Origin of the sequence: Micromonospora sp. CA-240977 (genome assembly GCF_050942285.1) — a bacterium.
Classification (GTDB): Bacteria; Actinomycetota; Actinomycetes; order Mycobacteriales; family Micromonosporaceae; genus Micromonospora.
In genome coordinates this window covers 4,907,836-4,933,447 of sequence record NZ_CP192055.1, presented here as the reverse complement: position 1 = coordinate 4,933,447, position 25,612 = coordinate 4,907,836, and the positions used below count along the sequence as shown (strand labels likewise).

The following is a 25,612-nucleotide window of genomic DNA, read 5'->3' as shown; positions in this document are numbered from 1 at the left end:
GGGGCAGGTATGACCGAAGAGCCTGATCGCCGACCGACCCGGCGCACACCGGCTCGCCTCGTCAGCGAGTGGGCACGGTCCTCGCCTGCCGCGATCGCTGTCGTCTGCGGCGACCGCAGCATGACTTATCAGCAGCTCGACGAGGCGTCGGACGAGCTCGCCGCCCGGCTCGCGGCTGCCGGGGCGAGCCCGGAGCAGCTGATCGCTGTCGCGCTGCCGCGCACCGTCGAACTCGTGGTCACCCTGCTCGCGATCGGCAAGACCGGTGCCGCGTACCTGCCGCTGGACCCAGCGCACCCCAGCGCCCGTAACCGGCGCATCGTGGCGGCCGCCCGGCCGTCGTTGCTGGTGAGCGACAGCGTCACCGAGGCCACCATCACGTTCGCCGACCAGGTGCGACGGGTTCTGGTCGACGTGCCTGCCGAGAACCAGGATCCGGGCCGGCGGCCGCCGTCGCCGGAACCGGCCGACGCGCACGCCTTCTACGTCCTCTACACCTCGGGATCCACAGGCGCCCCGAAGGGGGTGGTAAACACCCTCGGCAATCTGATGAACCTCCTCGACGACTTCGTGGAACGGCTCGAACTGAGCCCCGACGACCGGTTCCTGGCCGTCACCACCATCGGCTTCGACATCGCGGGCCTCGAACTGTTCGCCCCCCTGGTGAGCGGCGCGCGCCTGGTGCTGGCCACCGGTGCGGAGCAGGGCGACCCGATCGCGCTGGCCGCGCAGCTGCCGGCGCGGGACATCACCGTCGTCCAGGCGACGCCGGCCCTCTGGCAGGGCCTGCTCGACGCGGCGGAACCGGATCTCACCGGCATCCGGGTTCTCGTCGGAGGCGAATCGCTGCCACCGCTGCTGGCGCGCCGGCTACGGGCTGGCGCGGCAGAGGTGACGAACGTCTACGGACCGACGGAGACGACGATCTGGTCGACCGCCCGCAGGCTGGACGCCGCGCTCGACCTGGACGACGGCACGGTGCCGATCGGCGTTCCGATCCGGGAGACCGGGATCCGGGTGCTCAACGAGAAGCTGGCGCCGGTCACCGATGGCGCCATCGGTGAGCTCTACCTCAGCGGTGCCGGCGTCGCCCGTGGCTACCTGGGGCAGCCCGCTCTGAGCGCCCAACGGTTCGTGGCCGATCCGACCGGCGCGCCGGGCACCCGGATGTACCGGACGGGCGATCTCGTACGGCAGCGTCCGGACGGGGATCTCGAGTTCGTGGGGCGCGCCGACACGCAGATCAAGATCCGCGGCTTCCGGGTGGAGCTGGGGGAGATCGAGGCCGCCGCGACCGTTCTTCCGGGCGTCACCCGGGCGGTGGCCATGCTCCGCGAGGATCGGCCCGGCGACCGGCGCATCGTGCTGTACCTGGTCGGCGCGGCCGGCGACCTGCCCGAGCCGGCGGAGGCCCGCGCGCTGCTGGCCAAGGCGCTGCCCGACTACATGGTGCCGTGGACGGTCGTCAACCTCGACCGGCTGCCGTTGACGCCGAACGGCAAGACCGATCGTGCGGCCCTTCCGGCGCCGGCGCTGCCGAAGAGTTCGGACGGCCCGTATCGCACCGCCACCGAGCGCCAGCTGGCCGCACTGGTCGCCGCGGTGCTCGGACTCGACTCGGTCGGCGCCGACGACGACTTCCTCGCGCTCGGTGGGGACTCGCTCCTGGCCGCGGGGCTGATCGGGCTGGTACGTCGGGAGCTGGGCGCAGTGCTGTCCATGCGGCAGATCTTCACTCGGCGAACGGTGCGGGGCCTCGCCGAATTGCTCGCCCCCGGTGCGGGGCCGGCGGCGACGCCGGCGGGGACACCGGTACGTCAGCCACGTCCGCGGCGCATCCCGCTGTCGTTCGCCCAGCAACGACTCTGGTTCCTCAACCGGATGGAAGCAGGCAGTGATTCCTACCTCCTTCCGCTGACCCTGTGGGTTCGGGGTCCGTTGGACACCGCGGCCGCGGTGGCCGCGTGGGACGACGTGCGGGCCCGGCACGAGATCCTGCGCACCATCCTTGCCGAGACCGACGACGGCGAACCCGTGCAGCGCGTGCTGACACCGCAGGAGTGCCCGGCAGAGCCGCACCTGCTGCGCTGCGCGACCCGGGAGGAGATGGCCGCCCGTCGGGCGGAGCTGCTCCGCCCGGGGTTTGACCTGTCCAGCGAGCCGCCCGTCCGGGCCTATGTGCTGTCGACACCTGCTGACGAGCATGCCGTGCTCTTCGTCTTCCACCACGTGGCATGCGACGGCTGGTCGATCGCGCCGCTCGTCTCGGACTACCTCGCGGCCTACGACGCGCGGCGGGCCGGTCGCGCGCCCACGCTGCGGCCCCTGCCCCTTCAGTACGCGGACTTCGCCGTCTGGCAACGCGACCAGCTCGGTGACGCCACCGACCCGTCCAGCGTGGCTGCTCGCGACCTCGGCTACTGGCGAGCGGCGTTGGACGGGCTACCCGATCAACTCGCGCTCCCGTACGACAGGCAACGCGCCGCGCGGCCGTCGCACCGCAGCGGCACCGTCGAGCTGACGGTGGACGCCGTGCTGCACGAGCAGCTGACGCGGCTGGCGCGCGACGGTGGCGCGACGCTCTTCATGGTGTTCCACGCGGCGCTCGCCGTGGTCCTGTCGCGACTGGGCGCGGGAGCGGACATCCCGATCGGAAGCCCCGTGTCGGGGCGTAACGACAGGGTCCTCGACCCGATTGTGGGTTTCTTCGTCAACACGCTCGTCCTGCGCACCGACACGTCGGGTGATCCGTCCTTCGCCGAACTGCTGAGTCGGGTCCGCGAGGCCGACCTGGCGGCATTCGACCACGACCAGTTGCCGTTCGAAGTGCTTGTGGAGGCGTTGAACCCGGTCCGGACGCCGTCCCGGCACCCGTTGTTCCAGGTGCTCCTGGCGGCGCAGAACCCCCGCCCTCCCATCCGTACCGTCGGCGACCTGACCATCGAGGTGGACGAGTCGGGCGCGAAGGCCGCCACCTTTGATCTTCTGCTGAACTACACCCCCACGACCACTGATGACGGCTCTCCGGGCGGCGTCGACCTGTCGCTCGACTACGCGACGGACCTCTTCGACAAGGAGACCGCCACCCGGCTCGGCGGATACCTGCTGCGGATCCTCCGGGCGGCCGTCGGCGATCCGACCGTTCCTGTGCATGCCCTCCCCATGCTGTCCGCCGGCGAGCGCTGGCAGGTCCTGGAGGGCTGGAACTCCACGCGACGGACAGTGGACGGCACGTTGCTGCCCGAGCTGCTGCACCGTCAGGCGGCCCGCGCACCCGATGCTGTCGCCGTCCGTTTCGAGGAGAGCTCGCTGACGTACGCGGAGCTCGACGAGCAGTCGAACCGGCTCGCCCGGCTGATCATCGGCCACGGCATCGGTCCGGAGGCGATCGTGGCCGTGGCGGTTCCTCGGTCGGTCGAGCAGGTCGTCGCGGTGCTCGCCGTCGTCAAGGCCGGTGCGGCGTACCTGCCGGTGGACACCGGTTACCCGGCGGACCGCATCTCGCACATGCTGGCTGACGCGGCGCCGGCCTGCGTACTGACCGCTGGCGAGGCTCCGATCGGCGACGGCGGCTCGCTCACCATCGACGTCCGCAGCCCACAGATCAGGGCCCGGCTCGACGCCCTCTCCGGCGCGGACATCGCCGCTGGCGAGCGGGTCAGCCCGCTCCGACCGTCGCATCCGGTCTACGTGATCTACACCTCCGGGTCGACGGGTCGGCCCAAGGGGGTCGTGATGCACCACGCGGCCCTTGTCAACCTGATGGCGTGGCACGCGGATTTCGTACCCGACGGTGGCGTGGGCACTGTGGTCGCGCAGTTCGCCTCGCTGAGCTTCGACGTCGCGGCGCAGGAGATCTTCTCCGCGCTGACCAGCGGTAAGACGCTCGCGGTACCGCCGGACCACATCCGCAGGGACCCCGACGAACTGACCCGCTGGCTCGACCGCTGTGCCGTTGGCGAGCTGTACGCGCCGACGTCTGTGGTGGAGAGCGTCGCAGCCGCCGCCCAGCGGTTGGGTACGCGGCTGGACGCGCTGCGTCACCTCGCTCAGGCCGGCGAGGCGCTGGACCTCTCGCCGGCGGTCCGTGCTCTCTACGAGGGTCGACCCGACCACTACCTCTACAACTACTACGGCCCCACCGAAACCCACGCCGTCACCGGGTCCGTCGTCCCTGCCGCCACCATCAGCACCGGGCGTACCGCGCCGATCGGTCCGCCCATCCCGAACATGCGGACCTATGTGCTGGACCACCGGTTGCAGCCGGTGCCGGTCGGCGTGCCGGGTGAGCTCTACCTCGCCGGAGCGCAGGTCGCCCGCGGCTATCTCCGTCGTCCCGGACTGACGGCACAGCGGTTCGTGGCGGATCCCTTCGGAGCGCCCGCCACGCGTATGTACCGCACCGGCGACCTGGTCCGCTGGCGTCCGGACGGCAGCCTGGACTTCCTCGGCCGGACCGACTTCCAGGTCAAGATCCGGGGCTTCCGGGTGGAGCTCGGCGAGATCGAGAGCGTCCTCACGGCGATGCCCGGGATCGTCCAGGCCGTTGTGCTCGCCCGCGCGGACCGGGCCGTCGGCCAGCGTCTCGTGGCGTACGTGGTCGGTGAGGGGGGCCGAGCCCCCGACCTGTCGGAGATCCGGGCGCAGGCCGGCGGCAAACTGCCGCAGTACATGGTGCCGTCGGTGGTGGTGCCACTCAGCGAGCTGCCGCTGACGCCGAACGGCAAGCTCAACCGTGCGGCGCTGCCCGTTCCTGACTACTCGGAGGCGCTGCGAGGGGGACGACCGGCGCGCACCGCGCAGGAGGCGACGCTGTGCCGACTCTTCGCCGAGACGCTCGGTGTCGACACGGTCGGCGTCGATGACGACTTCTTCAGCCTCGGCGGTCATTCGCTGCTGGCAACGCGACTGGTCAACCGGATCCGCGCCGAGTTGCGCTGTGAACTCGACATCCGCGATCTGTTCGACGGCCCGACCGTGGCCGCGATCTCCCGCTGTCTGCGCGGCAGGTCAGCCGCCCGCCCGGTACTGCGGCGGATGCGCCCCGTCGCTCCGGACCGACTTCTCCTGACGAACGAATCCTAGGCTGGGGAGGATCTGTGACCACCAATCCGTTCGACGACGAGAGTGGCCGCTTCTACGTGGTGGTCAACGACGAGAAGCAGCATTCCCTGTGGCCGGTCCTCGCCGACGTTCCGAACGGCTGGCACGTCGCATTCGGTGACTGCGACAGGGCTGCCGCCCTGGCCTACGTCGAACAGCACTGGCCGGACATCCGTCCCCGGAGCCTGCGAGAGGCCATGGCATCCGAAGGGTGATCCGTGGGTGCGGAATCGCCGACATCCAGTCGCACGGCAGCGGACTTCATGTGGAAACGATAGGAGAAAAGCCTTGCAAGACCTGGTGAAGGAGATTGTGAGAAGTTGTATGGACTCGCCGTCCCTCGACCTTGAGCCGGATACGGATCTGTGGTCCGCGGGCATCACGTCCATGCAGGTGGTGCGAGTCATGATCGCCGTCGAGGAAGAGTTCGACATCGAGCTTCCCGAGGAGGCGCTGACCCGCGAGACCTTCTCTTCGGTGCAGGCCATCACGCAGGCGGTGCGCGGACTGACCGCAGGCGCGCCCTGCGTCACCGAGACTGTCGCCTGATGCCCGGCGTCCGCGACCTGCCGAGCGCGACCACGATGAACGGCGCCTCGCACTCGCTTCGTGAGGCTGCCGCGATCCTCGCCGAGAACGCGGTCAACACCGACCGCGGGGCGAGCTTCCCGGTGGAATCCGTCGCCGCGTTGCACCGCGCCGGGGTGCTCAATGCGGCGTGCCCGACGGAGTACCGAGGTCTCGGCTGCACCCTCGACGAGCTGATCCAGACCGGGATCGAGCTCGGACGCGGCTGCGGCTCCACGGCCATGATCTGGGCGATGCACCAGGTTCAGGTCGCGTGCCTCGTGCGGCACGGGAGTGCCGAGATTCGTGACCTCCTCCCGTCGGTCGTGGCCGGGGGAACGCTTGTCGCCTCGGTCACCTCGGAGCGGGGCATCGGCGGCAGCCTGCGGACGAGCTCGGCAGCAGTGGTGCCCGACGGGGACATGGTGCGGCTGGAGAAGAGCGCACCGACCGTCTCGTACGGGCAACAGGCCGGCGCCTTTCTGATCACCGCTCGCCGGACGGCCGACGCGCCCGCGACCGACCAGGTAGCGGTCTACGCCGAGGCGGACCAGGTGTCGCTCACACCCGCCGGGCCGCAGTGGAATCCCATGGGTATGCGGGGCACGTGCAGCCCGGGGTTCGACGTGGTGGCGACCGTACCGGCGTCGCACGTCCTGCCCGTCGGGTTCGGCGAGATCGCCGAGGCCACCATGGTGCCCCTGTCCCACCTCCTGTGGAGTGCCTGCTGGACGGGGATCGCCACGGACGCGTTCCGCAGGGCGCAGTCCATGGTGCGCCAACGCACGCGGTCCGACGGGAATCACCTGGAGCCGAGGCTGGCCGCGGCGGGAGCCGCGCTCGCGCAGACCCGGGCTCTGCTGACCGAGGCGGCGGGTCGCTACCAGCCCATCTGGGCCGACCCCGCCGCAGTGGGGGCACGTGGTGGTCCCGCGCTCACGCTGTTGCTCAACGACCTGAAGGTGCTTGCCTCCACGGCGACTGTCGATGTCGCCAGATGCGCCCTCGAAATCTGCGGCATGGCGGGCTACTCCGAGGACGGACCGCTCTCGGTGGCGCGGCATCTGCGCGACCTCTACTCGGCGCGACTCATGATCGGTAACGATCGGCTGCTCAGCACCAATGCGCGACTGAGCCTCATGAAGAAGGTGTGACATAGACACCCTGGACACCACCGACGTGCTCGCGGCGTCGCTCATTCCCACCGAGGTCTCCGGCGTCGGCGTGCTGAACGCCGCGTTCGAGGCGGTGGTGGACGGGCTGCGTTCGTCCGTTCTCGGCTTCGCCCGGCCGGAGGACCCGCAGGCGTTCCATGTGCCACCCGTCATCTCGCGGGCACTCCTGGAGCGCCTCGGCTACGTGGACGCGTTCCCGAACCTGCTCGGCACGCTGCACACCTTCGTCGGGGACAACCGGCGGTGGCGGGCGGTCCAGGCCGCACGACTGGCGGACGGCGCTCCCTGGCACAGCGACCAGACGATCAGCGATGTCGTGGCGTTGCCGGCGACCTGCTATCACCTGTATCCGCTGGTGGCCAGCCAGACGCTGGCGCAGGCGGTGACGATGACCGCCGAGGCGTCGTGCTACCGGCACGAGGGGAGCAGCGAGCTGGGCCGGTTGCGCAGCTTTCGCATGCGCGAGATCGTGCGGATCGGCGGCCCCGACGACGTGCCCGCCTGGCGCGACGAGTGGCTGGCGCGGGCCCGCACCTGGTTCGAAGGGCTCGGCCTGACGGTGTCGGTCGAGGTCGCCACGGACCCGTTCTTCGGCGACGCCGCCCGGATGATGGCGCCCCCGCAGCGGCAGGAGGAGCTCAAGTGGGAGCTGAAGGCTGATCTCGGCACCGGCAGGGCGCAGGCGATAGCGAGCGCGAACTACCACAAGGACCACTTCGGCGGGCTGTTCGGCATTCAGACGGACGGGGACGTCGCGCACACGGCCTGCGCGGCATTCGGATTGGAGCGGATCGTGCTTGCCCTGATCGCGGTGCACGGAGCCGCACCGGAGCGTTGGCCAGCCTCCGTGCGCGGCGCGCTGGGGTTCGGCGGAGCAGACAGGTGACGCGCCCACCGCGCCGGCTGCCCGCAGAGCCATTCGCCGCGCGGGTCGCACCGACCGGCCGGCAGGAGAGGGTTGGATCATGACCGACGAGCGTGCGTCGAGCCCGCTGACCTTCGGACAGCTGTCGGTGTGGCGCGTCATGGAGACGTATCCGCTGGAACGCTTCTCGGAGACGTATCTGCGCGAGTTTGTGCCGGTGCCTCCCGGCACCACTGTGGACGAAGCGGTGCGGGCCCTCAGCGTTCTGTGCCGCCGACACGAGTCGCTGCGAACACTGTTCGTGGACTCTCCGGAGGGGCCTCGCCAACACGTCCTGCCCGCCGAGGAGACGGTGACCGTCGAGGTGGTCGAGCACGACGACGCCGCCGTGGTCGCGGGGCGACTGGCCAAGGAGCGGATCGTCCGGGCGGAGGAGTTCGGCCGCCGGTTCGCCGTCGTCACCCGCGACGGGCTGCCGCACGCCGTCGTCATCGTCGTGGACCACATCGTGTCCGACGGCTACGGCGTGATCCGTCTGCTGGCGGAGCTGTCGGCACAGCTCGGGTCGCCGGACGAGCCGGGCCGGCAGTGGCTGGCCGAGACAGCGCCCTCCCCGAGGGACCTCGCCGCGGAGCAGTGGTCCGAGGCCGGTCGATCGCGCCGCAACGCGGTGGTGCGGCACTGGCAGAAGCTCCTGAACACACTGCCCGAGGAGCACTTCCCGGTGCCGCTGTCCGATGGGGACATCCCGGGTCGGATCGAGGCCGTCCTGTACTCGACGCGGGCCCGCGCGGCGCTGGAGCTTCTCGCCGCACGCTCCAACGCCTCGCCGCACACCCTGCTGCTGTCGCTGACCGCGGTGGCCTGCGGCGTGGTCACCGGCGCCGCCCAGCCGGTGCTGACCCTCCAGTCCGGCAACCGCTTCGACCCGCGGTGGAACGCGATAGTCAGCTCCATGAATCAGTACGTGCCGCTGCCGGTTGATCTCGGGGCGCCCGAGACCCCGTACACCGACTTCCTGTCCCGCCTGGGCGCGTCGGCTTTCAAGGCGTACCGAATGGGCATGTACGACTTCGACGGGATCACCGACCTGGTGCGCCAGGAACGGCAGGTCGAACTGGGGTTCGACCACTTCTTCAACTTCCTGCCGACCGACATCGTGGCCCGGCCTGCCGCCCGGCTGGACGGCCATCCGCCACCCCGCGTGGAGGAGTACACCCCACGCCGCCAGATCGGACCCCGCTTCGACGTCAAGGTCCGCTTCGGCGCCGAGATGCCGATCGTGATTCGCGCCGATCCCCGGCTGCTGCCCGCCCCGGAGCTGCGGTCGTTGGCCGGCTGGTTCGACGAGCAGTTGTGCCGGCTGGCCGACGGGACGGACACCACAGTGCGGCAGGTCGCCGATCGCTGCGCAGCCGCCATGAAGAGATGAAGAGTCCAATGACCGATTGGGGAACGGTGGGGCGGCAACGCCTCCAGCTGCTGATGCTGCTCACTCGGGCGGGACGCGCGACTCTGGCCGGACTGCTCGTGGCGCACCTGACCGCCGCCCTGGCGCCGGCGGCCACGGCCGTGTTCACGGGTCTGCTGCTCACCCGCGCCCTCGACGCGGGCTCGGTTGGTGAGATGGTGCCGCACCTGACCCTCGTTGCGGTCGTGGTCCTGTTGGGCCAGTGCACGGAGCTGCTGCGTGAGCCGCTCGACGTGCTCGCGGCCCGCCGGATCGACGGTCGGCTGCGCTCCGACGTGCGTCGCCGGGTGTCCGAGCCGCGGGGGATCGCACACCTCGACGACGGTGACTACAGCACGGACGTGGCCCGCGTGTCGGAACTCGGCGGCTGGCGGACCCGTACCCCTGGAACCGGCGCCGTCGGTCAACTCGTCCTGCTGGGGCGGCTGGCCGGGGCGGTCGGCTGCGGCGCGGTGCTGGCCTGGTACGAGCCGTGGCTGGGGATCACCCTGCTGACCGCGACTCTGCTGATGCGCGCCATGATCCGTCGGCAGTGGGTGCGACTGGGCGCGATCTGGGACTCGCGGATGGGTGACCGGCACCGGATGGAGTACTGGTCGGACACGCTCACCGGCTCCGCCGCCGCCAAGGAGGTACGCCTGTTCGGGCTCGCCGGCTGGCTCAACGCCCGGCACCGGGAACAGTCCGAGGACTGGCTCGGCGAGATCTGGCGTGAGCGGCGCGGCATCCTGCGCCGGCAGTGGGTGACGTTCGGCCTCGCCGGGGCGGCCGGTTTCGCGGCGCTCTACGTGCCGGGAACGGCGCTGGACAACGGCCAGCTCACGTCCGGGGCGCTGGTGACGATGGTCCTCGCCGCCTGGGGCGTCTTCGCGGCCGGCGTCATGGGGCACGAGGCCTTCGACATCGAGTACGCCACCGGCGCGATGCAGGCCTTCGACCGCCTGCGCTCGCATCGGCTCGCCGCGGTGGACCAGGGCGGCGGCGGACTGCCGGCCCCCGAATCAGCGCCGCGCCTCAGGTTCGAGGGCATCGGCTTCTCGTACCCGGGCAGCGCGGAGATGGTCCTGGACGGACTGGACCTGGAGATCCAGCCCGGTGAGGTGCTGGCCGTGGTCGGCCGCAACGGGGCCGGCAAGACCACCATGCTGAAGATCCTCACCGGTCTCCAGCGACCCACCGAGGGCCGCGTGAGCGTCGACGGGATCGATCTGGCCCAGCTGGACATCACCTCCTGGCGTCGCCGGGTCGCCGCCGTCTTCCAGGACTTCGTGCACTATCCGCTGACCGTCCGGGAGAACATCGCGCTGGGCGCGCCGGAGGCCGAGGCGACCGACGCGAGCATCATGGCCGCGGCCGAGGCGGCGGGCGCCCGGGACGTCGTCGATCGGCTCCCCAACGGGCTGGACACCCTGCTCACCCGCGAACACCGGGGCGGGGTCGACCTCTCCGGCGGACAGTGGCAGAAGATCGCCATCGCCCGCGCGATGTTCGCCGTCGCGCACGGCCGCAAGCTGCTCATCCTCGACGAGCCCACCGCACATCTGGACGTCAAGGCGGAGACGAGCTTCTACGACCAGGTGATCGCGGCGGTCTCGGGCGTCAGCATCGTGGTGATCTCCCATCGGCTCTCCACCGTCCGCAACGCCGACCGGATCGTGTTGCTGACCGGCGGCCGGGTCACCGAGACCGGGGACCACAGCGAGCTGATGGAGCTCGGCGGCCACTACGCGCGGCTGTACCGGCTCCAGGCCGATCGCTTCGGCGACGGACCGCCGGCGGGCGCGCCCGAGGCTCCGATGACGGTACGTCCAGGAGGAGCGAAAGCATGACAGTCGGGTCCAACGTGGTTCTCGCCATACTCCGCATCGCGTACCGGGCCGACCGGAAGGCCACCGCCACCGTACTGGTGCTGGCGTTCTTCAACGCCCTGGCCGTGGCCGCCACCGGTCTCGCCGTGCGTAACCTGTCGAACTCCGCCGGGCTCGGTGGCGGGCGGGGCATCCTGCTTGCCGCCCTGGTCGGCGCCCTCGCCTACGCCATGATCGCCTCGGCCCAGCGGGTGCAGGGCGGCCTGCAACTCGACCTCACCGAGCGGGTCGACCTCGTGCTGCGCCAGCGGCTGCACGTGATGACCGGCGGCGCCCCGACAGTGGAGCACCTGGAACGCACCGAGTTCCTCGACCGGCTGAGCCAGATCCGGTCGAGCACCGAAACCCTCGCGGGCGCCTGCTGGGGTGCGGTCAGCGCAGCCTCGTCGATGCTGAGTCTCGGACTGAGCGCGTGGCTGCTGGCCGGCGTACATCCGGCGCTGTGCGCGCTGGTGCTGCTTGCCGCCCCGCCGCTGTACTTCTCCCGCCGCGCGTCGTCGTTGCTCGCCCGCGCCCGCGATGAGAGCGCCGAGGCCGAGCGCCGCGAGTTGGGCCTGCACCGTCTGGGCACCTCGGCGGCGGCCGCCAAGGAGCTGCGAATCAGCGGCAGTGACCAGAACGTGGACGGACGGGCCGCGGACTACTGGGACAGCGTGACCCGGCGGCTCGTGCGCGCGTTGCGCGTCGCCTCGCTCTGGCAGGTCGCGGGCTGGACCGGCTTCGCCGCTGGCTATCTGGCCGCGCTGGCCTTCGTCGCTCACGAGGTGAGTCAGGGCCGGGGCACCCCGGGCGATCTGCTGATGGTGGCCAGCCTGTCGGGGTACCTGCGCGCGCAGCTGGCCACGACGGTGAACGGCCTCTCCCAGTTGGCCGAGGGGCGTGCGACGATGCGCCACCTGCAGTGGCTCCAGGCGCACACCGAGCGGCACGCGCACACCGGCACCCGACCGGCTCCGACGCGGCTCACCGACGGCATCCGCCTGCAGGGGGTGACCTTCACCTATCCCGGTACGGACCAGCCCGTGCTGCGCGACGTGGACCTCCACCTTCCGGCCGGCTCCACGGTGGCGGTGGTCGGCACCAACGGCGCGGGGAAGACCACGCTGGTCAAGCTGCTCACCGGGATGTACGAACCGGAGCAGGGCGAGGTGCTCATCGATGATGTTCCGCTGCGGGAACTGCGCCTGGACGAGTGGCGCGCCCGGACGACAGCGGCCTTCCAGGACTTCCTCAAGCTGGAAGGCCGGGCACGACACACAGTTGGCGTCGGCGACGTGTCACGTGTCGACGACGAGGCCGCCATCGAGGCGGCGGTGGCGGTGGCACAGGCGGAGGACGTGGTGCGGCGGCTGCCGCAGGGGCTCGGCGCCAGGCTCGGCCGGACCTTCGGCGGCGCCGAACTCTCGCACGGCCAGTGGCAGAAGCTGGCGCTCAGCCGGGCGGCGATGCGTCGCAAGCCGTTGCTGGCGATGCTGGACGAGCCGACCGCCGCGCTGGACCCGCAGGTGGAGCACGATCTCTACGAGCGCTTCACGGGCCCCGGTCGGTTGGCCGACACGGCCGCCGGTGGCATCACCCTGCTCGTCTCGCACCGATTCTCCACCGTCCGGGCGGCGGACCTCATCGTCGTGTTGGACCGCGGCCGGGTCGCGGAGCTGGGCACACACGACGAACTCACCCGCACACCGGGCAGATACGCCGAGCTTTACGCCGTGCAGAGCCGGGCGTACGCGCTGTGATCCCGCTGTCGCACGCTCAGCAACGGCTGTGGTTCCTCGACCGGCTGCACGGATCCGACCCGGCCTACCACCTGCCGGTCGTCCTGCGGCTGCGGGGACCGCTGGACCGTACCGCGCTGCGCCTCGCCCTCGGTGACGTCGTCGCCCGACACGAGTCGCTGCGCACGGTCTTTCCCGACGTCGACGGGGTGCCCTGCCAACACATCCTGGATCTCCCGGCCGACGGCCCGCAGTTGCGAGTGACCGCAGTCGACCCGGCCGAGATCGACGCCCGGATCCAGGTCGTCGCGTCCGCGCCGTTCGTGCTCGCGGAGGCGCCACCGCTGCGAGCCGACCTCTTCGTGTGCTCGGTGGACGACAGCGTGCTGCTGCTGACACTGCACCACATCATCGCGGACGGCTGGTCGATCGACGTGCTGTTGCGGGACCTCGCGGCGGCGTACCGCGCCCGTAGCGAGGGCCTCGGCCCGCCGGGCTGGGCGGAACTGCCGGTGCAGTACGCCGACTTCACCCTGTGGCAGGGCGAGCTGCTGGGCGACCGCACCGACCCGGAGAGCGTGGCCGCCCGCCAGCTCGACTACTGGCGGAGGGCGCTCGACGGGGTCTCCACCGCCCTGCCACTGCCCACCGACAGTCCCCGGCCGGCGTTCTCGAGCCACCGCGGCGCGGGCGTCCCGGTCGAGTGGGATGCCGGTCGGCACCGGAAGCTGATGGATCTCGCCCGGCGGCACAACTGCACCGTCTACATGGTGGTGCAGGCCGCGCTGTGCGGGCTGCTGTGCCGGATGGGCGCGGGCGTCGACATTCCGCTCGGCGCGGTGACGGCCGGGCGTACCGACGAGGCACTCGACGACCTGGTGGGTTTCTTCGTCAACACGCTGGTCCTGCGCGCCGACCTGTCCGGTGATCCGTCGTTCGCCGAGCTGCTGCACCGGATCCGCGACGTCGACCTGGAGGCGTACGCCCACCAGGACCTTCCCTTCGACCTGCTGGTGGAGGTGCTCAACCCGCCGCGTTCCGTGGACCGCCACCCGTTCTTCCAGGTAATGCTCGCCTTCGACACGAGGGTGGACCAGGATCTGGACTTCGGAGCGGTCACGGCCGAACGGCCGGCGGTGGACGTCCCGGGAGCGAAGGCCGATCTCAATCTGCAACTGACCGAAATCGTCGACGCAGGCGGCGTACCGCGGGGAATTTCGGGAGTCCTCGAATACGCCACCGACATCTTCCGCGCGGACACCGTCGAGCTGCTGGCTGTCCGGTTGTCCCGCTTTCTCGACGCGGTCGTCGACGCGCCGGATCTGCCGATCAGCGCGGGTTCCCTGCTGACGCCGGGGGAGCGGAAGCAGGTCCTGGACGACTGGAACGACACCGCCCGACAAACGCCCGTGACCACCCTGCCGGCGGCCTTCCGGGCGCAGGCCGCGCGAACCCCGGACGGCATCGCCCTGGTCTCCGCGACCGGCACGCTGACCTACGCCGAGCTGGACCTCCGCACCGATGATCTGGCCAGGAGGCTGCGCGGACTGGGCGCGGGCCCGGGGACGACAGTCGCCGTGGGACTCCCGCGCTCCGCCGCGCTGGTCGTCGCGCTGCTCGCGGTGGTGAAGGCGGGCAGCGCCTATTTGCCGCTCGACCCCGGGCATCCGGACGAGCGGATCCGGATGATGCTGTACGACGCCCGGCCGGTGTGCGTGCTGAGCGACCCGGAGCTGCGTACGCGGCTTGAGGGCAGCGAGTTTCGCCTTGTCACCCTCGACGACCTGACGGCGGACGCGACAGTGGCCGCCGGTGATCTCCCGGACCCGGGGTCGGAGCTTCAGCCCCGGGACAGCGCGTACGTCATCTACACCTCCGGGTCCACCGGGCGCCCCAAAGGCGTCATCGTCTCCCACGCCGCGATCGACAACCGACTCCGCTGGATGCAGGCCGCCTACCCCCTCACCGCCTCCGACCGCGTGCTCCAGAAGACCTCCAGCGGGTTCGACGTGTCGGTCTGGGAGTTCTTCTGGCCGCTGCGGGTGGGTGCGGCGCTCGTCGTCGCCGGACCGGACGAGCACCGGGACCCGGCGGCGCTGGTCCGCACCATCGTGGCGAACGGCGTCACCGTCATGCATTTCGTACCGTCGATGCTGAACCTGTTCCGCACCGAGCCCACGGCGGTCCGCTGCGGCGGTCTGCGCCGCGTCTTCTGCAGCGGCGAAGCACTTCCGCGCGAAGCGGTCGACGCCTTCCACCAGGTTCTGCCCGGAGTCGCCCTGACGAACCTCTACGGGCCGACCGAGGCTGCCGTCGACGTCACCTATCACGACTGCGTTCCCGGCGAGTCCGGCGCGGTGCCGATCGGCCGTCCGGTCTGGAACACGCAGGTGCGGGTGCTGGACGACCGGCTGGACCCGTGCCCGGTCGGGCTGGTGGGGGAGTTGTATCTCAGCGGCGTCCAGCTCGCCGACGGGTATCTGGCGCGCCCGGGGTTGACGTCGACCCGGTTCGTGGCTGATCCCTACGGCCCGCCGGGCCGCCGGATGTACCGGACCGGTGACCGTGTCCGATGGACGCCCGACGGTGAGCTCGTCTTCCTCGGCAGGGCCGACGACCAGGTCAAGCTTCGCGGCCAGCGGATCGAACCGGGCGAGGTGGAGGCGGCGTTGATGGCGGACGAGACCGTCGGTGGCGCCTGTGTCGTGATCCGCGAGGACACGCCGGGCGACCAGCGCCTGGTCGGATACGTCACGCCGGCGAGGCCACAGGCGTCCGGCACGGTCGACCCTCAGGCGCTACTCGCCGGCCTCGGCGACGTGCTTCCCGGTCACCTGGTCCCGGCGGCCGTCGTGGTCCTCGACGAGTTTCCGCTCAGCGGCAACGGGAAGCTCGACCGCCGCGTTCTACCGCCGCCCCCGGTAAGCGTGCGGCGGAGCCGGGAGCCGCGGACGACAGTGGAGCAGCGTCTGGTGCAGCTGTTCGCGGAGGTGGTGGGTGTGCCCGGCGCGGGGGTCGAGGACGACTTCTTCCAGCTTGGCGGACACTCGATGCTGGCTGTCCAGTTGGCCCGTCGGATCCGTGCCGAACTCGCCGTGGACCTGCCGCTGCAGAGCATCCTCCGCCATCCCACGCCCGCGGCCCTGGCCCGTCAGGTGTCGTCGAGCCACACGGAGGAGGAGGTTTTCGGGCCGGTCCTGGAACTACGCCGCGCGGGGCCTGACGAACCGCTGTTCCTCGTCCATCCCTGTGCTGGCCTGAGCTGGTGCTACCTGCGCGTCCTGGAGTACCTGGGTCGCGGCAGGTCGGTCTACGCGCTGCAGGCCCGCGGGTTCGCGGAGGCGATCGCGGGAGGCCCGCTGCCGGCACTGCCCGAATCCATCCCCGAGATGGCCGCCGACTATCTGGCCCAGATCCGCAAGATCCAGCGGGACGGTCCGTATCACCTGGTCGGTTGGTCCTTCGGTGGTCTGGTGGCGCACAACATCGCTACCCGGCTTGAGCGTGCGGGGGACCAGGTGGCGTCGGTGGTGGTCCTCGACGGCTACCCGGACGTGGCCGGCGAGGACACCGATGGCGAATTGCTCCGGGTGGCGCTGCACAACGTGCTCGGTGTTCCGCCCGGTGACGCCCTCGGCGACGCCCGGGATCCGGACGACCTCACGAGTCGGAGTCTGGACGAGGTGCGTCAGTGTTTCCCTCCACTGGCCGACGCCGGTGACCACGCCATCCGAGCGGCGCTGCGGATAGGGCTGAACAATGTCCGTCTCCAGCGTCGCTTCGTACCGGATCTGCTTCGCGGCGACATGACCCTCGTCGCAGCTCAGGGGGAGGATCCGGCGGCATGGCAGCGGTTCGTCGCCGGCCGTCTGACGGTCCTGCGCCACGACGCGGAGCATCACGACTTTTTCAGTAGCGCGGCGGAGGAGACCGGACGGCTGCTCGCCGGCGCCCTTCGAGCGGCGGGATCCGGGAGATGACCGCCGTGCCGCCGTAGCGCCTCGGCATACCGGTCCAGCGGCCGACCTCCGCTTCCAGGGCGGCCATCCGGGCCGCGGAAATCGTTTCACTGTCCAAGAAGGAGATTCGAGATGCACGAAGCCCACGAGAATCAGCGCAAGGTCTGGCAACTCCTCGAATCGGTAGCGGCCACCGACTACTCGGATTCCTGGTTCGAGCAGGCCGTCGGCCTCGCCAAGGACCTGGAGGACCCGGACCTGCTCATCGCACTGGCGGCCAGGCACAAGATGGTGCCGGCGTTGGCGCACTTCTACAGCACGGCCGCGCTGAACTCGACACTGCCCATCGGCATGCGTGACCTGCTCAACGGCGCGCTGGCCTGGAATCGCTTCAAGGTGGAGAAGCTGCGTGCCGAGAGCCTCGACATCGCCGCCGGGTTCGCGGAGCGGGGGGTGCCGGTGGTGTTCAACAAGGGGATCGTCTTGCAGCAGTCGCTCTACGACGGCCTCGGTGTCCGCAGCTTCGGAGACGTGGACCTCATGCTGCATCCCGACCATGTCCCCGATGCCCGTGCGGTGCTGGAGGGCCTTGGCTACCTACCGGAGCAGACCTTCGACCCGGACCTCGGCGGACTGGTGAAGCTTCCCCGGGAGACGCTGCTGATGTACCGGCTCTACCCGGACCACGTCCCGCACTTCCACCGCGTCGATCCGGAGTCCGGTATCCCGGTCTACAAGGTGGACGTGGCCCTGAGTCCCACCTGGTTCGGCAGTGCCTGGCAGTTGCCGATGACCGAGGTGATGGGGAGCGCCGGGCAGACCCGGGTCGGGCCGGACGAGCGGCACCTACTGCCCACGCTCGGTGACGGCTACGCGTTCCTCTTCGTGGTGCTGCACCTTTTCCGGGACAGCTGGTTCGAGCGTGCCATTGCCGTTGGCGAGCTCCGGGTCACCCAGTTCGGTGATGTGTGGCGGTTCTGGCAGCGCTGGGGGCGGCAACATCCCGAGGAGCTGCGCACCTTGATCAAGGAGTACGGCGTGGGTCCGGCCGTCGCCTGGATCACCCACCATGTCGATGCGCTGTTCGGCAGCACGATGACCGCCGAGCTGGGGTTGCAGGAGTTCTGCGACCCGGTCTGGCTGGCCAGCGCGGGTGGCATGGACGGTGGCTTCCTCGCCTGGGACGGTGACATGCGCACGCGGCTGTTCAACCGGGCGCCGGTCGCGCTGACACCCATCGACGAGCCGCCGTACGGCGCGGACGCGCGTGGCAAGGCGTCCTGACCCGCCACGGGGGAGGCGTGGCGGAGGTGCCGACGCGGTTGAGCCGGCGCTCCTGAAGGACGACTTCCGTGAGGTGATGGCCGGTGTCTGCACCCCGGTCTCGGTCATCACCGCGATGTCGGACGGTCTGCCGCACGGTACGACCGTGAGCGCCTTCGCCTCGCTTTCCATGGATCCGCCGATGATCCTGGTCTCGCTGAGCCGGACCTCAAATCTGTTGGCCGTCATCCGTACCACTGGTTGGTTCGGCGTCAACGTGCTCGCCAGCGAGCAGTCCGCGCTCGCCGCAGGCTTCGCTCGCAAGGGCGGCACCGACAAGTTCAACGGTGTGCCCTGGCTTTCCGAGGGCGGGGTGCCGCGCCTTCCGGATTCGGCGGGCTTCCTGGTCTGCCGGGTCAGCCAGTTCGTGGCAGGAGGTGACCACATCATCCTGCTCGGTGAGGTGGTCACCGCACGCCCGGTCCGGGCTCGCCCGCTGACCTACCACGGGCGTGCCTTCGGCACTCACCTCCCGCACCATGCCCACGTGGTGTGACGGGGCCCTGGCAGAGGGAGCGCGAAACGGGGACGGCCTGACTGCGTAGACCGCGGATCAGGCCGCCGCCGTCTGCCGCAGTGGATGGAGGCGGACGGCGAGCCTGGCGCGTGGGCGTATCGGGTGACTCAGGCACCCACGGCGCGAGTCAACGTCGCCAGCAGGCGTGCGAGCGCAGCCCGATCGCGGTCGGTGAGGCCACGCAGAAGCCTCGATCAGCCGGTCCACCGGCTTGGTCACCGCCCCGGTGGTGACGAGCATCCGCTGGCTCAGCTGCCCGTGGACCTGTCCTGTCCGTTCGCCTGGATCACCGTGTCCATCATCAAGGTGAAACTTGAGCTATTTTCCCCTTCTGTCCGAGATCTCCGGGTCACCGTCAGTACGATGAGGATCGGGCGATCAAGCAGGTCGTGGGGACCCCGCGCGGTTTCACAGCAAGGGCGTCCCGGCGGCACTGCGGCCCGGCCGCTGTCGGTGCACGCGCGCTCGGCAGTGCTTTCGACCGGTGGCGGCTCCCGCGCGGTCGCGTTGGCAGCCAGGCACACCGGCCCGCGTTCGTAGACCACTGACCAACGAGGGAGAAGAGACATGCTCGGAATCTCGCTACGTCGGCCGAAGATCATCGCCGCTGCGCTCGCCGCGGCGACGCTGGTGACGGTGCTCGGCTCAGGCACCTCACGCGTGTTCGCGGACGGCGGTGGGCATCCAAGCCCCGACCGGGGGCAGGACGGCAGACCAACAATCGTCCTGGTGCACGGCGCCTGGGCCGACGGCTCGAGCTGGAGCGGGGAGGTCCGCCGACTCCAGGCACGCGGCTTCGACGTGCAGGTCGCCCCACAACCCAACCGGGGGCCGTCGATTGACAGCGGCTACCTGAAGGACTTCCTGTCCACGATCGAAGGTCCCATCGTGATCGCGGCACACTCGTACGGCGGATTCGTGGCAAGCGACGCCGCGACCGGCAACAAGAACGTCAAGGCGCTCGTGTTCGTCGACGCCTTCGCCCCCGACAAGGGGGAGACGGTGGAAGAGCTCACCGCCGGCTCCGGCTCGGTGCTCGAGCCGGCCCTGACCGACCCCACGAGCGTCTTCAAGCTCGTGCCGTTCCCCGGTGCCCCGGAAGGTGCCGTCGACGCGTACGTCCTGCCGAAGATCTTCATCAACGGCTTCACCAACGGTCTGCCGCGGCGGCAGGCGGAGGTGCTCGCCGTGTCGCAGGTCGCCCTGGCCACGAACGCCCTCGCGGAGCCGGCCACCGAGCCGGCGTGGAAGACGATCCCGGTGTGGGCCGTGATCGGCACCGAGGACCTGGTCATCCCGCCGGCCCGCCAGGAGGAGATGATGGAGCGGGCGGGGGCCGACATCACCCGGATCGACGCCGGTCACCTGGGCCTGATCTCGCATCCCGGTGAGGTCACCGAGGTCATTCTGGAGGCGGCCCGGACGACTGCCTGACCGGGCTTCCGACAACGGCAACAACCGTGGCCGCGTGTGGCGAACCTGCCAACGCGGCCACGGTGACCGGCGGATCACCACCAACCATCCCGAATTCCCCGAACAGACACTGGCTTGCCCCAGGGGCGGCCGTGGCATCGCGGTGAGCGATACCACGGCCGGTTGTGGTGTCAGTCGGTCGCCTTGGCGGCTGCCTCGATCTGATTGGTGACCGCTCCCGGGTCGGTAACCATCGACAGGTGGGGAGCGTTGATCTGGACGGCGTGTGCCTTGGCCCTCTCGGACATGGCGATCTGCTCAGCGGCAGGGATGACCGCGTCCTGCTTGCCGATCACCGACCACGAGGGAATGGTGCGCCAGGCCGGCTCGCCGGACTCCTCGAACAGGGCGTTCGACGCCAGTGGGCGCTGCCGGGCCGCCAGCACCGCGACGTCCTTCGCGGGAATTGTCTTGTCGGCGAACGCCTTGCCGAAGATCGACGGCTTCACGTAGAAGTTGGCGGCTTCCGTGTTGCCGGGGATCGCGACCTGGTCGAAGACGGTGGACGGTTCGGCCGCGAAGACCGAACCCGGCACGGCGGAGGTCAGCGAGAACACTGTGTCGTGCTGGTCCGGGATGTACGCGTCGACGTACACCAGGGCCTTGACCTGCTCGTCGCCCCGAGCGGCGTTCGTGATGACCATGCCGCCGTAGGAGTGCCCGACGAGGACGACCGGTCCGGTAATGGTGTCCAGGTACGCGCGGAGGCTCGCGGCGTCGTTCTCCACGCCCGACAGCAGGTTCGGCGGCGTGACCACCCGGTAGCCGCCGTGCTGAAGCTTGGCTGCCACCTTGTCCCAGCTCGACCCGTCCGCCCACGCCCCGTGCACGAGCACGACTGTCGGCTTGACCGCTGCGGAACGCGAATGTTGGGCGAGGCTCGTCGCGGCCTGCGCGCTGCCGATGCCAACACCGGTCAGGGTGAGGGCGCCGATGGCCGCGCCCACGTAGATGAGGCGCCGCCGGAAGGACAATTTCACGGTGTTTCCTTTCAGTTCTGCACGAAGTCGAGCAGGGCGGCGTTGACCTGATCGCTGTGGGTCCAGGCAATGGCGTGCGGCCCGCCCTCGATGACGAGCAACCGCGAATCCCCGATGAAGGCGGACAGTCGCTGGCCGGTCACCCCGATGGGTAGGACTCGGTCCTGGTCGCCCTGGATCACGAGTACCGGCACGTCAATCTTGGGCAGGTCGTCACGGAAGTCGGTGAGCCAGGTCGGAATGCAGGCCACCGCGGCGACGGGAGATCCGGCCACGGCCACGTTCACACTGGCCTGGAACGCCTCGTCGCTGACCAGCGAACCGCCGTAGACGTCGAGGTTGTAGAAGTTCTCCAGGAACTGCTTGAGCCACGCGTTCCGGTCCGCCCGTGCGGCCTGGATGAACCCGTCGAACAACGACTGCGGCGCGCCTTCGGGGTTGTCGTCCGTGCGCAGGAGGAACGGCGGGATCGGCGACATCATGACGGCCTTCGCGACCCGCTCGGTGCCGTAACGCCCCAGGTACCGGGCTACGTCGCCGGTTCCCATCGAGTGACCCACGAGGATGGCGTCGCGTACGTCCAGTTTCGTGAGAAGCGCGTTCACGTCATCGGCGAACGTGTCGTAGTCGTATCCACCGGCGGGCTGGCTGGAATTGCCCCAACCCCGCCGGTCGTACGTGATGACCCGGTAACCGGCCGCCAGCAGTGCGGAGGCCTGCTTCTCCCAGGCCTGCCCGCTCAGCGGGTAGCCGTGACTGAGTACCACTGGCGTGCCGGAGCCGTGATCCTCGTAATAGATCTCGATCGAATTGGCTCCCTCTGAGCCAACTGTGACATGGGGCATGCGTACTCCTTGGGCTTGCGTTCCACGTTGGGAACCTTGCCGAAGGTACGGAAATGGCACCGTTTCGCGAATCACCCGAACCGCGTAGTCCCGTGCTTGGCGACCAACTCGACGGACAACGAGAAGTGGGCGATGCGGGGGACCCGGGTAAACCGCAGGCTGGGTGGGAAAGGCGAAGCCGCTACCTTTACTTCAGTAGGATGTCAATCGTGACGACGCCCGACCGCAGGCTCCCGGACGGGCCGCCGTCCCACTGCGAGTTCAAGGTCTTCGGCGGTCTTGGCTGCCGGCGGGACGGCTCGGATGTCGATCTCGGCCCGGTGCGCCAGCGGATCATCCTGGCCAAGCTCCTCGCCGCCGGGGGTGACGCGGTCAGCCTCGACACCATCATCGACAGCCTGTGGGACGAACAACCGCCGGCCAGCGCCGCCAACCAGATCCACCGGCACGTCGGAAATCTCCGACGGATCCTCGAACCGGACCTGGACGTCCGCGAAACCGGGCGCTACCTCCTACCAGCCGGTACGGGCTACCGGCTGACCCTCGCGACCGAAGCCTCTGATCTGGCCATGTATCGCGAGTTGGTCCGGCGGGCCCGGGAGGCGCTCGCCGGCGGGGACGTCGTGGCCGGCGTACGGGCGTACCTGACCGCTCTGGAGCTTGGCCGCAGCCCGGCGTTCACCGACCTACCGGCCAGCGCGACGAGTTCGCCGGAGTTCGTTGCCATCGAACGGGAGCGCCTGGCGGTGGCGCTCACGGCCAGCGAAGCCGCGATCGCCCACGGCATGGCCGGCGCCGTGCTGACCCCACTCCTGAGCGTGGCCGCCGCGGCGCCGCTCGACGAGGCGCTACAGGCATGCCTGATGCGCGCGTACGTGGTCACCGGTCACCGGGCGGAAGCGGTGCGGGTCTTCGAGCGGACCCGTCAACGTCTCGCCGAGGAACTGGGGGTGGACCCGGGGCCGGAACTGCGGGAGGCGTATCGGGAACTGCTCGCCAGCGGCTGGACCCAGCAGGAGGAGCTGCGCCCACCGGAGGCTCCCCGGCCCGCACAGCTGCCACCACAGGTCGCGGGCTTCGTCCGCCGGAACGACGTGGCCGCCATGCTCGACGACCAGTTGTCCGACGCGTTCAACGATGCGACAGTCGTGGTCACCGTGCTCGGCGGGATGGGCGGCATCGGCAAGACCGCGCTCGCCGTGCACTGGGCCCACGAGATCGCCAGCGACTTTCCCGATGGCCAGCTGTTCCTGAACCTGAGGGGTCTCGATCCGGACGGACGCGTCATGTCGGCGGAGGAGGCGCTCGCCACGTTGCTCGCGTCCCTGGGCGAGCCGGCGGTCTGGTCACCGCAGGAGACCGTCGACGCGCAGGCAGCTCGTTACCGCAGTCGACTCTTCGGTCGTCGGCTCCTGATTCTCCTGGACAACGCGCGCGACTCCGACCAGGTCCGCCCGCTGCTGCCGGCCTCCCGGGGCTGTCTGGTCATCGTGACGAGCCGCAACCGGATGACGAGCCTTGTCACCCGGGAGGGCGCGCGTTACCTGCACGTCGATCGGCTGACCGGCGCCGAGTCCCGCCAGCTTCTGATCAGCCGCCTCGGCGCCCGTCGCGCCACAGCCAACCCGGACGCGTTGGACAAGGTCATCACGCTCTGCGCCGGGCTGCCGCTCGCACTGGCGATCGTCGCGGCCCGCGTGGCCCTCAATCCGGCACTGCCGTTGAGCGTGGTCGTCAACGACGTCTCGGCGCCGTCCGCCAAACTCGACGCGTTGTCGAGCGCGGACTCGTCCGACGATGTCCGGTCGGTGTTCTCGTGGTCGTACCGTGCCCTCGATCCAGCGGCGGCGCAGATGTTTCGTGCCCTCGCCGTGCACCCGGGTCCGGGGACCTCGCTGGAGTCGGCGGCCAGTCTCGTCGGGGTCGGTCGCGCACAGACGCGCGTACTGCTCGTGGAACTGGTGACCGCGAATCTGCTCGACGAGTCGCAGCCCGGGCGGTACGCCCTGCACGATCTGTTGCGGGCCTACGCCGGTGAACTCCTTGACGAGGATCAAGAACGACCGGAGTACGAGAGGCGTCTCATCGCGCACTACCTGCACTCGGCCCGCGCCGCGTACGCGAGGCACCACCGGCAACCAGTCGGCGCCGTCAGCACACCGCCGTCGGAGGTGACGCCTGAGACGTTCGACAGCGTGTCGCAGGCTGCCGCCTGGTATGCCCGCGAACGGACGGCGCTCTGGGCGACGGTCGACCTAGCCCTCGCACATGGGCGGGGGCCCGACGCCGCGGCGATGGTCCTCGCCGCCTCAGCGCCGGGCAGCAACTCCATCCCCGCCGGCCGGACACAGACCGTGCTCGCGATCCTCACCACGGCCGGCGTGCTCGGCGAGCCGCTGGTGGAGGCCGAACTCCTCCGCACCGTCGGTGAGGTCTTCGCCCCGCTGCCACAGGCCGACGAACATCTCCGTCGAGCCCTGTCCATCTTCGAAGGCGCCGGCGAACTCGCCGGACAGGCCGATGTCCTGCGGAACCTCGCAGTGCTGTCGTTGTCGCGTGGCGACCACGACGCCGCCAACGCGTACGGGGAACGCTCGGTGGGTCTTGCCCGGCAGACGGGGCGCCAGGAGTTGCTCGCCGTCTCGCTGCTGACACTCACGAGAGCGCTCCTGGGGTCCGATCGGTTCGAGGCTGGCACCCGGGTCGCGGACGAAGGCCTGGCCATCGCAGTGGGGCAGCACCTCGACCACCTGAAGATCTACTACGCACAGCTCATCGCGGAGTCCTCCTGGAAACTCGGCCGGCTCGAACGAGCGGCGACGGTGTCGGAGTGGGGATTGACCGAGGGCGTCTGCGAGTCGGACGGTCCCCGGTGTGCCGTCGCGGCGATCCTCGCGCGGGCCGCATTCGATCTGGGCGACCTGGCGCGCGCGGAACGGGGGTGCCAGCAGTTCGAGAACCTGATCGCCGACAACGGCTTCCGTGAACTCATCGAGTTCTCCGGCATGGAAAAGGCCGAGGAATATCGGACCATTGTCGCGTATGTCCGGGCCCGGGTGAGCTTGATGAGGGGCGCGTCATAGGCGGATAGGGCGAGCACTCAGTCTGCACTCGTCGTGCACAGCGGTGCTGTCGGATGGTCGTCGAGACCCCGACCCCTCGCCCGAGGAGCACCATGCGCCGCGCCGTAGCCGAGCCTGCCCGAGTCGTTCCCCGTGCGGTACTGACCCCACGACAGGAACAGGTCGCCCTGCTGGTGGCGGCAGGCTCCACAAACGTCGAGGTCGCGACACGCCTGGTCATCAGCACCCACACCGTCAAACATCACCTACGCGGGGTGTTCCACAGACTGGGCGTCGCATCCCGCCGCGAACTGCGCCGCACGCTGGCCCCCCACGACACGACGGGCCGCTTCGCCCAGAGCTGCTGCCTGACCAGCCAGGAGCGCGACATCGCGCGCCGGGTGTCGAACGGCGCGTCCAATCGCGAAGTGGCGGCACAACTGTTCATCAGCCCCAGCACCGTGGACTATCACCTGCGCAAGATCTTTCGGAAGCTCGGCATCTCCTCACGCCGAGAACTGGCGAGACGAGACGCGCTCGCCGCGCCTCGACGGGACAGCGTCCGACAGGCGTACCCGGACAGTTCAGCCTCCGGCTAGGAAATTCGGGGTAGCGGGGCCGGGATCGTGTTGTGACACTGTCCGGGCGATCAGGCGCCCTGGGTGTGAGAGTCCCCTCCGCCGGGT

Annotated in this window: 16 protein-coding genes; 14 read left to right on the top strand and 2 right to left on the bottom strand. The window is 70.0% G+C overall.

All coding sequences use genetic code 11. The features are described 5' to 3' along the window. The first annotated feature begins 120 nt into the window (after nucleotides 1–120). From ACQPWW_RS22175 to ACQPWW_RS22120, 12 genes are all read left to right on the top strand, one after another. Entirely contained in the window at nucleotides 121–5,085 is a 4,965-nt protein-coding gene (locus ACQPWW_RS22175) for an amino acid adenylation domain-containing protein (protein ID WP_433125223.1), read from the top strand. Between the two features lie 14 nt (nucleotides 5,086–5,099). Then, nucleotides 5,100–5,318, top strand: coding sequence for an MbtH family protein (locus tag ACQPWW_RS22170; RefSeq protein WP_433125222.1), 219 nt, complete (start codon nucleotides 5,100–5,102; stop codon nucleotides 5,316–5,318). 109 nt (nucleotides 5,319–5,427) lie between these two features. Then, on the top strand, nucleotides 5,428–5,652 hold the full coding sequence (locus tag ACQPWW_RS22165) for a phosphopantetheine-binding protein (RefSeq protein ID WP_433125221.1): 225 nt from the start codon (nucleotides 5,428–5,430) through the stop codon (nucleotides 5,650–5,652). After that, complete coding sequence (locus ACQPWW_RS22160) at nucleotides 5,652–6,824, top strand: acyl-CoA dehydrogenase family protein (RefSeq protein ID WP_433125219.1); 1,173 nt, start codon at nucleotides 5,652–5,654, stop codon at nucleotides 6,822–6,824. The genes ACQPWW_RS22165 and ACQPWW_RS22160 overlap by 1 nt, the downstream gene beginning before the upstream one ends. A gap of 25 nt (nucleotides 6,825–6,849) precedes the next feature. Then, nucleotides 6,850–7,731, top strand: coding sequence for an aminoacyl--tRNA ligase-related protein (locus tag ACQPWW_RS22155; protein WP_433125218.1), 882 nt, complete (start codon nucleotides 6,850–6,852; stop codon nucleotides 7,729–7,731). Nucleotides 7,732–7,810: 79 nt separating this feature from the next. Continuing rightward, the gene (locus ACQPWW_RS22150) at nucleotides 7,811–9,142 is read left to right on the top strand and encodes a condensation domain-containing protein (RefSeq protein ID WP_433125216.1); all 1,332 of its coding nucleotides are present in this window, start codon (nucleotides 7,811–7,813) and stop codon (nucleotides 9,140–9,142) included. An 8-nt stretch (nucleotides 9,143–9,150) separates the two neighbouring features. Next, complete coding sequence (locus tag ACQPWW_RS22145) at nucleotides 9,151–11,010, top strand: ABC transporter ATP-binding protein (RefSeq protein WP_433125214.1); 1,860 nt, start codon at nucleotides 9,151–9,153, stop codon at nucleotides 11,008–11,010. Further along, nucleotides 11,007–12,788 carry an ABC transporter ATP-binding protein gene (locus ACQPWW_RS22140; protein ID WP_433125212.1) on the top strand — a complete coding sequence of 594 codons (1,782 nt, stop codon included), beginning with the start codon at nucleotides 11,007–11,009 and terminating at the stop codon, nucleotides 12,786–12,788. The genes ACQPWW_RS22145 and ACQPWW_RS22140 overlap by 4 nt, the downstream gene beginning before the upstream one ends. Continuing rightward, nucleotides 12,785–16,747, top strand: a complete 3,963-nt coding sequence (locus ACQPWW_RS22135) for a non-ribosomal peptide synthetase (protein ID WP_433125211.1) — start codon at nucleotides 12,785–12,787, stop codon at nucleotides 16,745–16,747. The genes ACQPWW_RS22140 and ACQPWW_RS22135 overlap by 4 nt, the downstream gene beginning before the upstream one ends. A 111-nt stretch (nucleotides 16,748–16,858) precedes the next feature. Then, nucleotides 16,859–18,010 (top strand): nucleotidyltransferase family protein, encoded by a 1,152-nt coding sequence (locus ACQPWW_RS22130; protein WP_433125210.1) that lies wholly within the window; start codon nucleotides 16,859–16,861, stop codon nucleotides 18,008–18,010. Between the two features lie 76 nt (nucleotides 18,011–18,086). After that, complete coding sequence (locus ACQPWW_RS22125) at nucleotides 18,087–18,545, top strand: flavin reductase family protein (RefSeq protein WP_433125208.1); 459 nt, start codon at nucleotides 18,087–18,089, stop codon at nucleotides 18,543–18,545. Nucleotides 18,546–19,133: 588 nt separating this feature from the next. Then, entirely contained in the window at nucleotides 19,134–20,000 is an 867-nt protein-coding gene (locus ACQPWW_RS22120; protein WP_433125207.1) for an alpha/beta fold hydrolase, read from the top strand. Nucleotides 20,001–20,170: 170 nt separating this feature from the next. Here the strand turns inward: ACQPWW_RS22120 and ACQPWW_RS22115 are convergent, their stop codons facing one another. Together ACQPWW_RS22115 and ACQPWW_RS22110 are read right to left on the bottom strand one after the other, a co-directional pair. Further along, nucleotides 20,171–21,019 carry an alpha/beta fold hydrolase gene (locus ACQPWW_RS22115; protein WP_433125205.1) on the bottom strand — a complete coding sequence of 283 codons (849 nt, stop codon included), beginning with the start codon at nucleotides 21,017–21,019 and terminating at the stop codon, nucleotides 20,171–20,173. An 11-nt stretch (nucleotides 21,020–21,030) separates the two neighbouring features. Next, nucleotides 21,031–21,864 carry an alpha/beta fold hydrolase gene (locus ACQPWW_RS22110; RefSeq protein WP_433125203.1) on the bottom strand — a complete coding sequence of 278 codons (834 nt, stop codon included), beginning with the start codon at nucleotides 21,862–21,864 and terminating at the stop codon, nucleotides 21,031–21,033. A gap of 209 nt (nucleotides 21,865–22,073) precedes the next feature. On the opposite strand from ACQPWW_RS22110, the gene ACQPWW_RS22105 reads away from it, so the two are divergent. Both ACQPWW_RS22105 and ACQPWW_RS22100 read left to right on the top strand, forming a co-directional pair. Continuing rightward, on the top strand, nucleotides 22,074–24,947 hold the full coding sequence (locus ACQPWW_RS22105) for a BTAD domain-containing putative transcriptional regulator (protein ID WP_433125202.1): 2,874 nt from the start codon (nucleotides 22,074–22,076) through the stop codon (nucleotides 24,945–24,947). A gap of 92 nt (nucleotides 24,948–25,039) precedes the next feature. Beyond that, nucleotides 25,040–25,525: a response regulator transcription factor gene (locus ACQPWW_RS22100; protein WP_433125201.1), complete on the top strand. Its 486-nt coding sequence runs from the start codon at nucleotides 25,040–25,042 to the stop codon at nucleotides 25,523–25,525. The last annotated feature ends 87 nt before the right edge of the window (nucleotides 25,526–25,612 follow it).

What these genes read in the sequence shown, in the direction of transcription:
- ACQPWW_RS22175 (WP_433125223.1), top strand. Translation starts at nt 121, where the DNA reads ATGACTTATCAGCAGCTCGACGAGGCGTCGGACGAGCTCGCCGCCCGG.
- ACQPWW_RS22165 (WP_433125221.1), top strand. Translation starts at nt 5,428, where the DNA reads ATGGACTCGCCGTCCCTCGACCTTGAGCCGGATACGGATCTGTGGTCC.
- ACQPWW_RS22160 (WP_433125219.1), top strand. Translation starts at nt 5,652, where the DNA reads ATGCCCGGCGTCCGCGACCTGCCGAGCGCGACCACGATGAACGGCGCC.
- ACQPWW_RS22150 (WP_433125216.1), top strand. Translation starts at nt 7,811, where the DNA reads ATGACCGACGAGCGTGCGTCGAGCCCGCTGACCTTCGGACAGCTGTCG.
- ACQPWW_RS22145 (WP_433125214.1), top strand. Translation starts at nt 9,151, where the DNA reads ATGACCGATTGGGGAACGGTGGGGCGGCAACGCCTCCAGCTGCTGATG.
- ACQPWW_RS22140 (WP_433125212.1), top strand. Translation starts at nt 11,007, where the DNA reads ATGACAGTCGGGTCCAACGTGGTTCTCGCCATACTCCGCATCGCGTAC.
- ACQPWW_RS22130 (WP_433125210.1), top strand. Translation starts at nt 16,859, where the DNA reads ATGCACGAAGCCCACGAGAATCAGCGCAAGGTCTGGCAACTCCTCGAA.
- ACQPWW_RS22125 (WP_433125208.1), top strand. Translation starts at nt 18,087, where the DNA reads ATGGCCGGTGTCTGCACCCCGGTCTCGGTCATCACCGCGATGTCGGAC.
- ACQPWW_RS22120 (WP_433125207.1), top strand. Translation starts at nt 19,134, where the DNA reads ATGCTCGGAATCTCGCTACGTCGGCCGAAGATCATCGCCGCTGCGCTC.
- ACQPWW_RS22110 (WP_433125203.1), bottom strand. Translation starts at nt 21,864, where the DNA reads ATGCCCCATGTCACAGTTGGCTCAGAGGGAGCCAATTCGATCGAGATC.
- ACQPWW_RS22100 (WP_433125201.1), top strand. Translation starts at nt 25,040, where the DNA reads ATGCGCCGCGCCGTAGCCGAGCCTGCCCGAGTCGTTCCCCGTGCGGTA.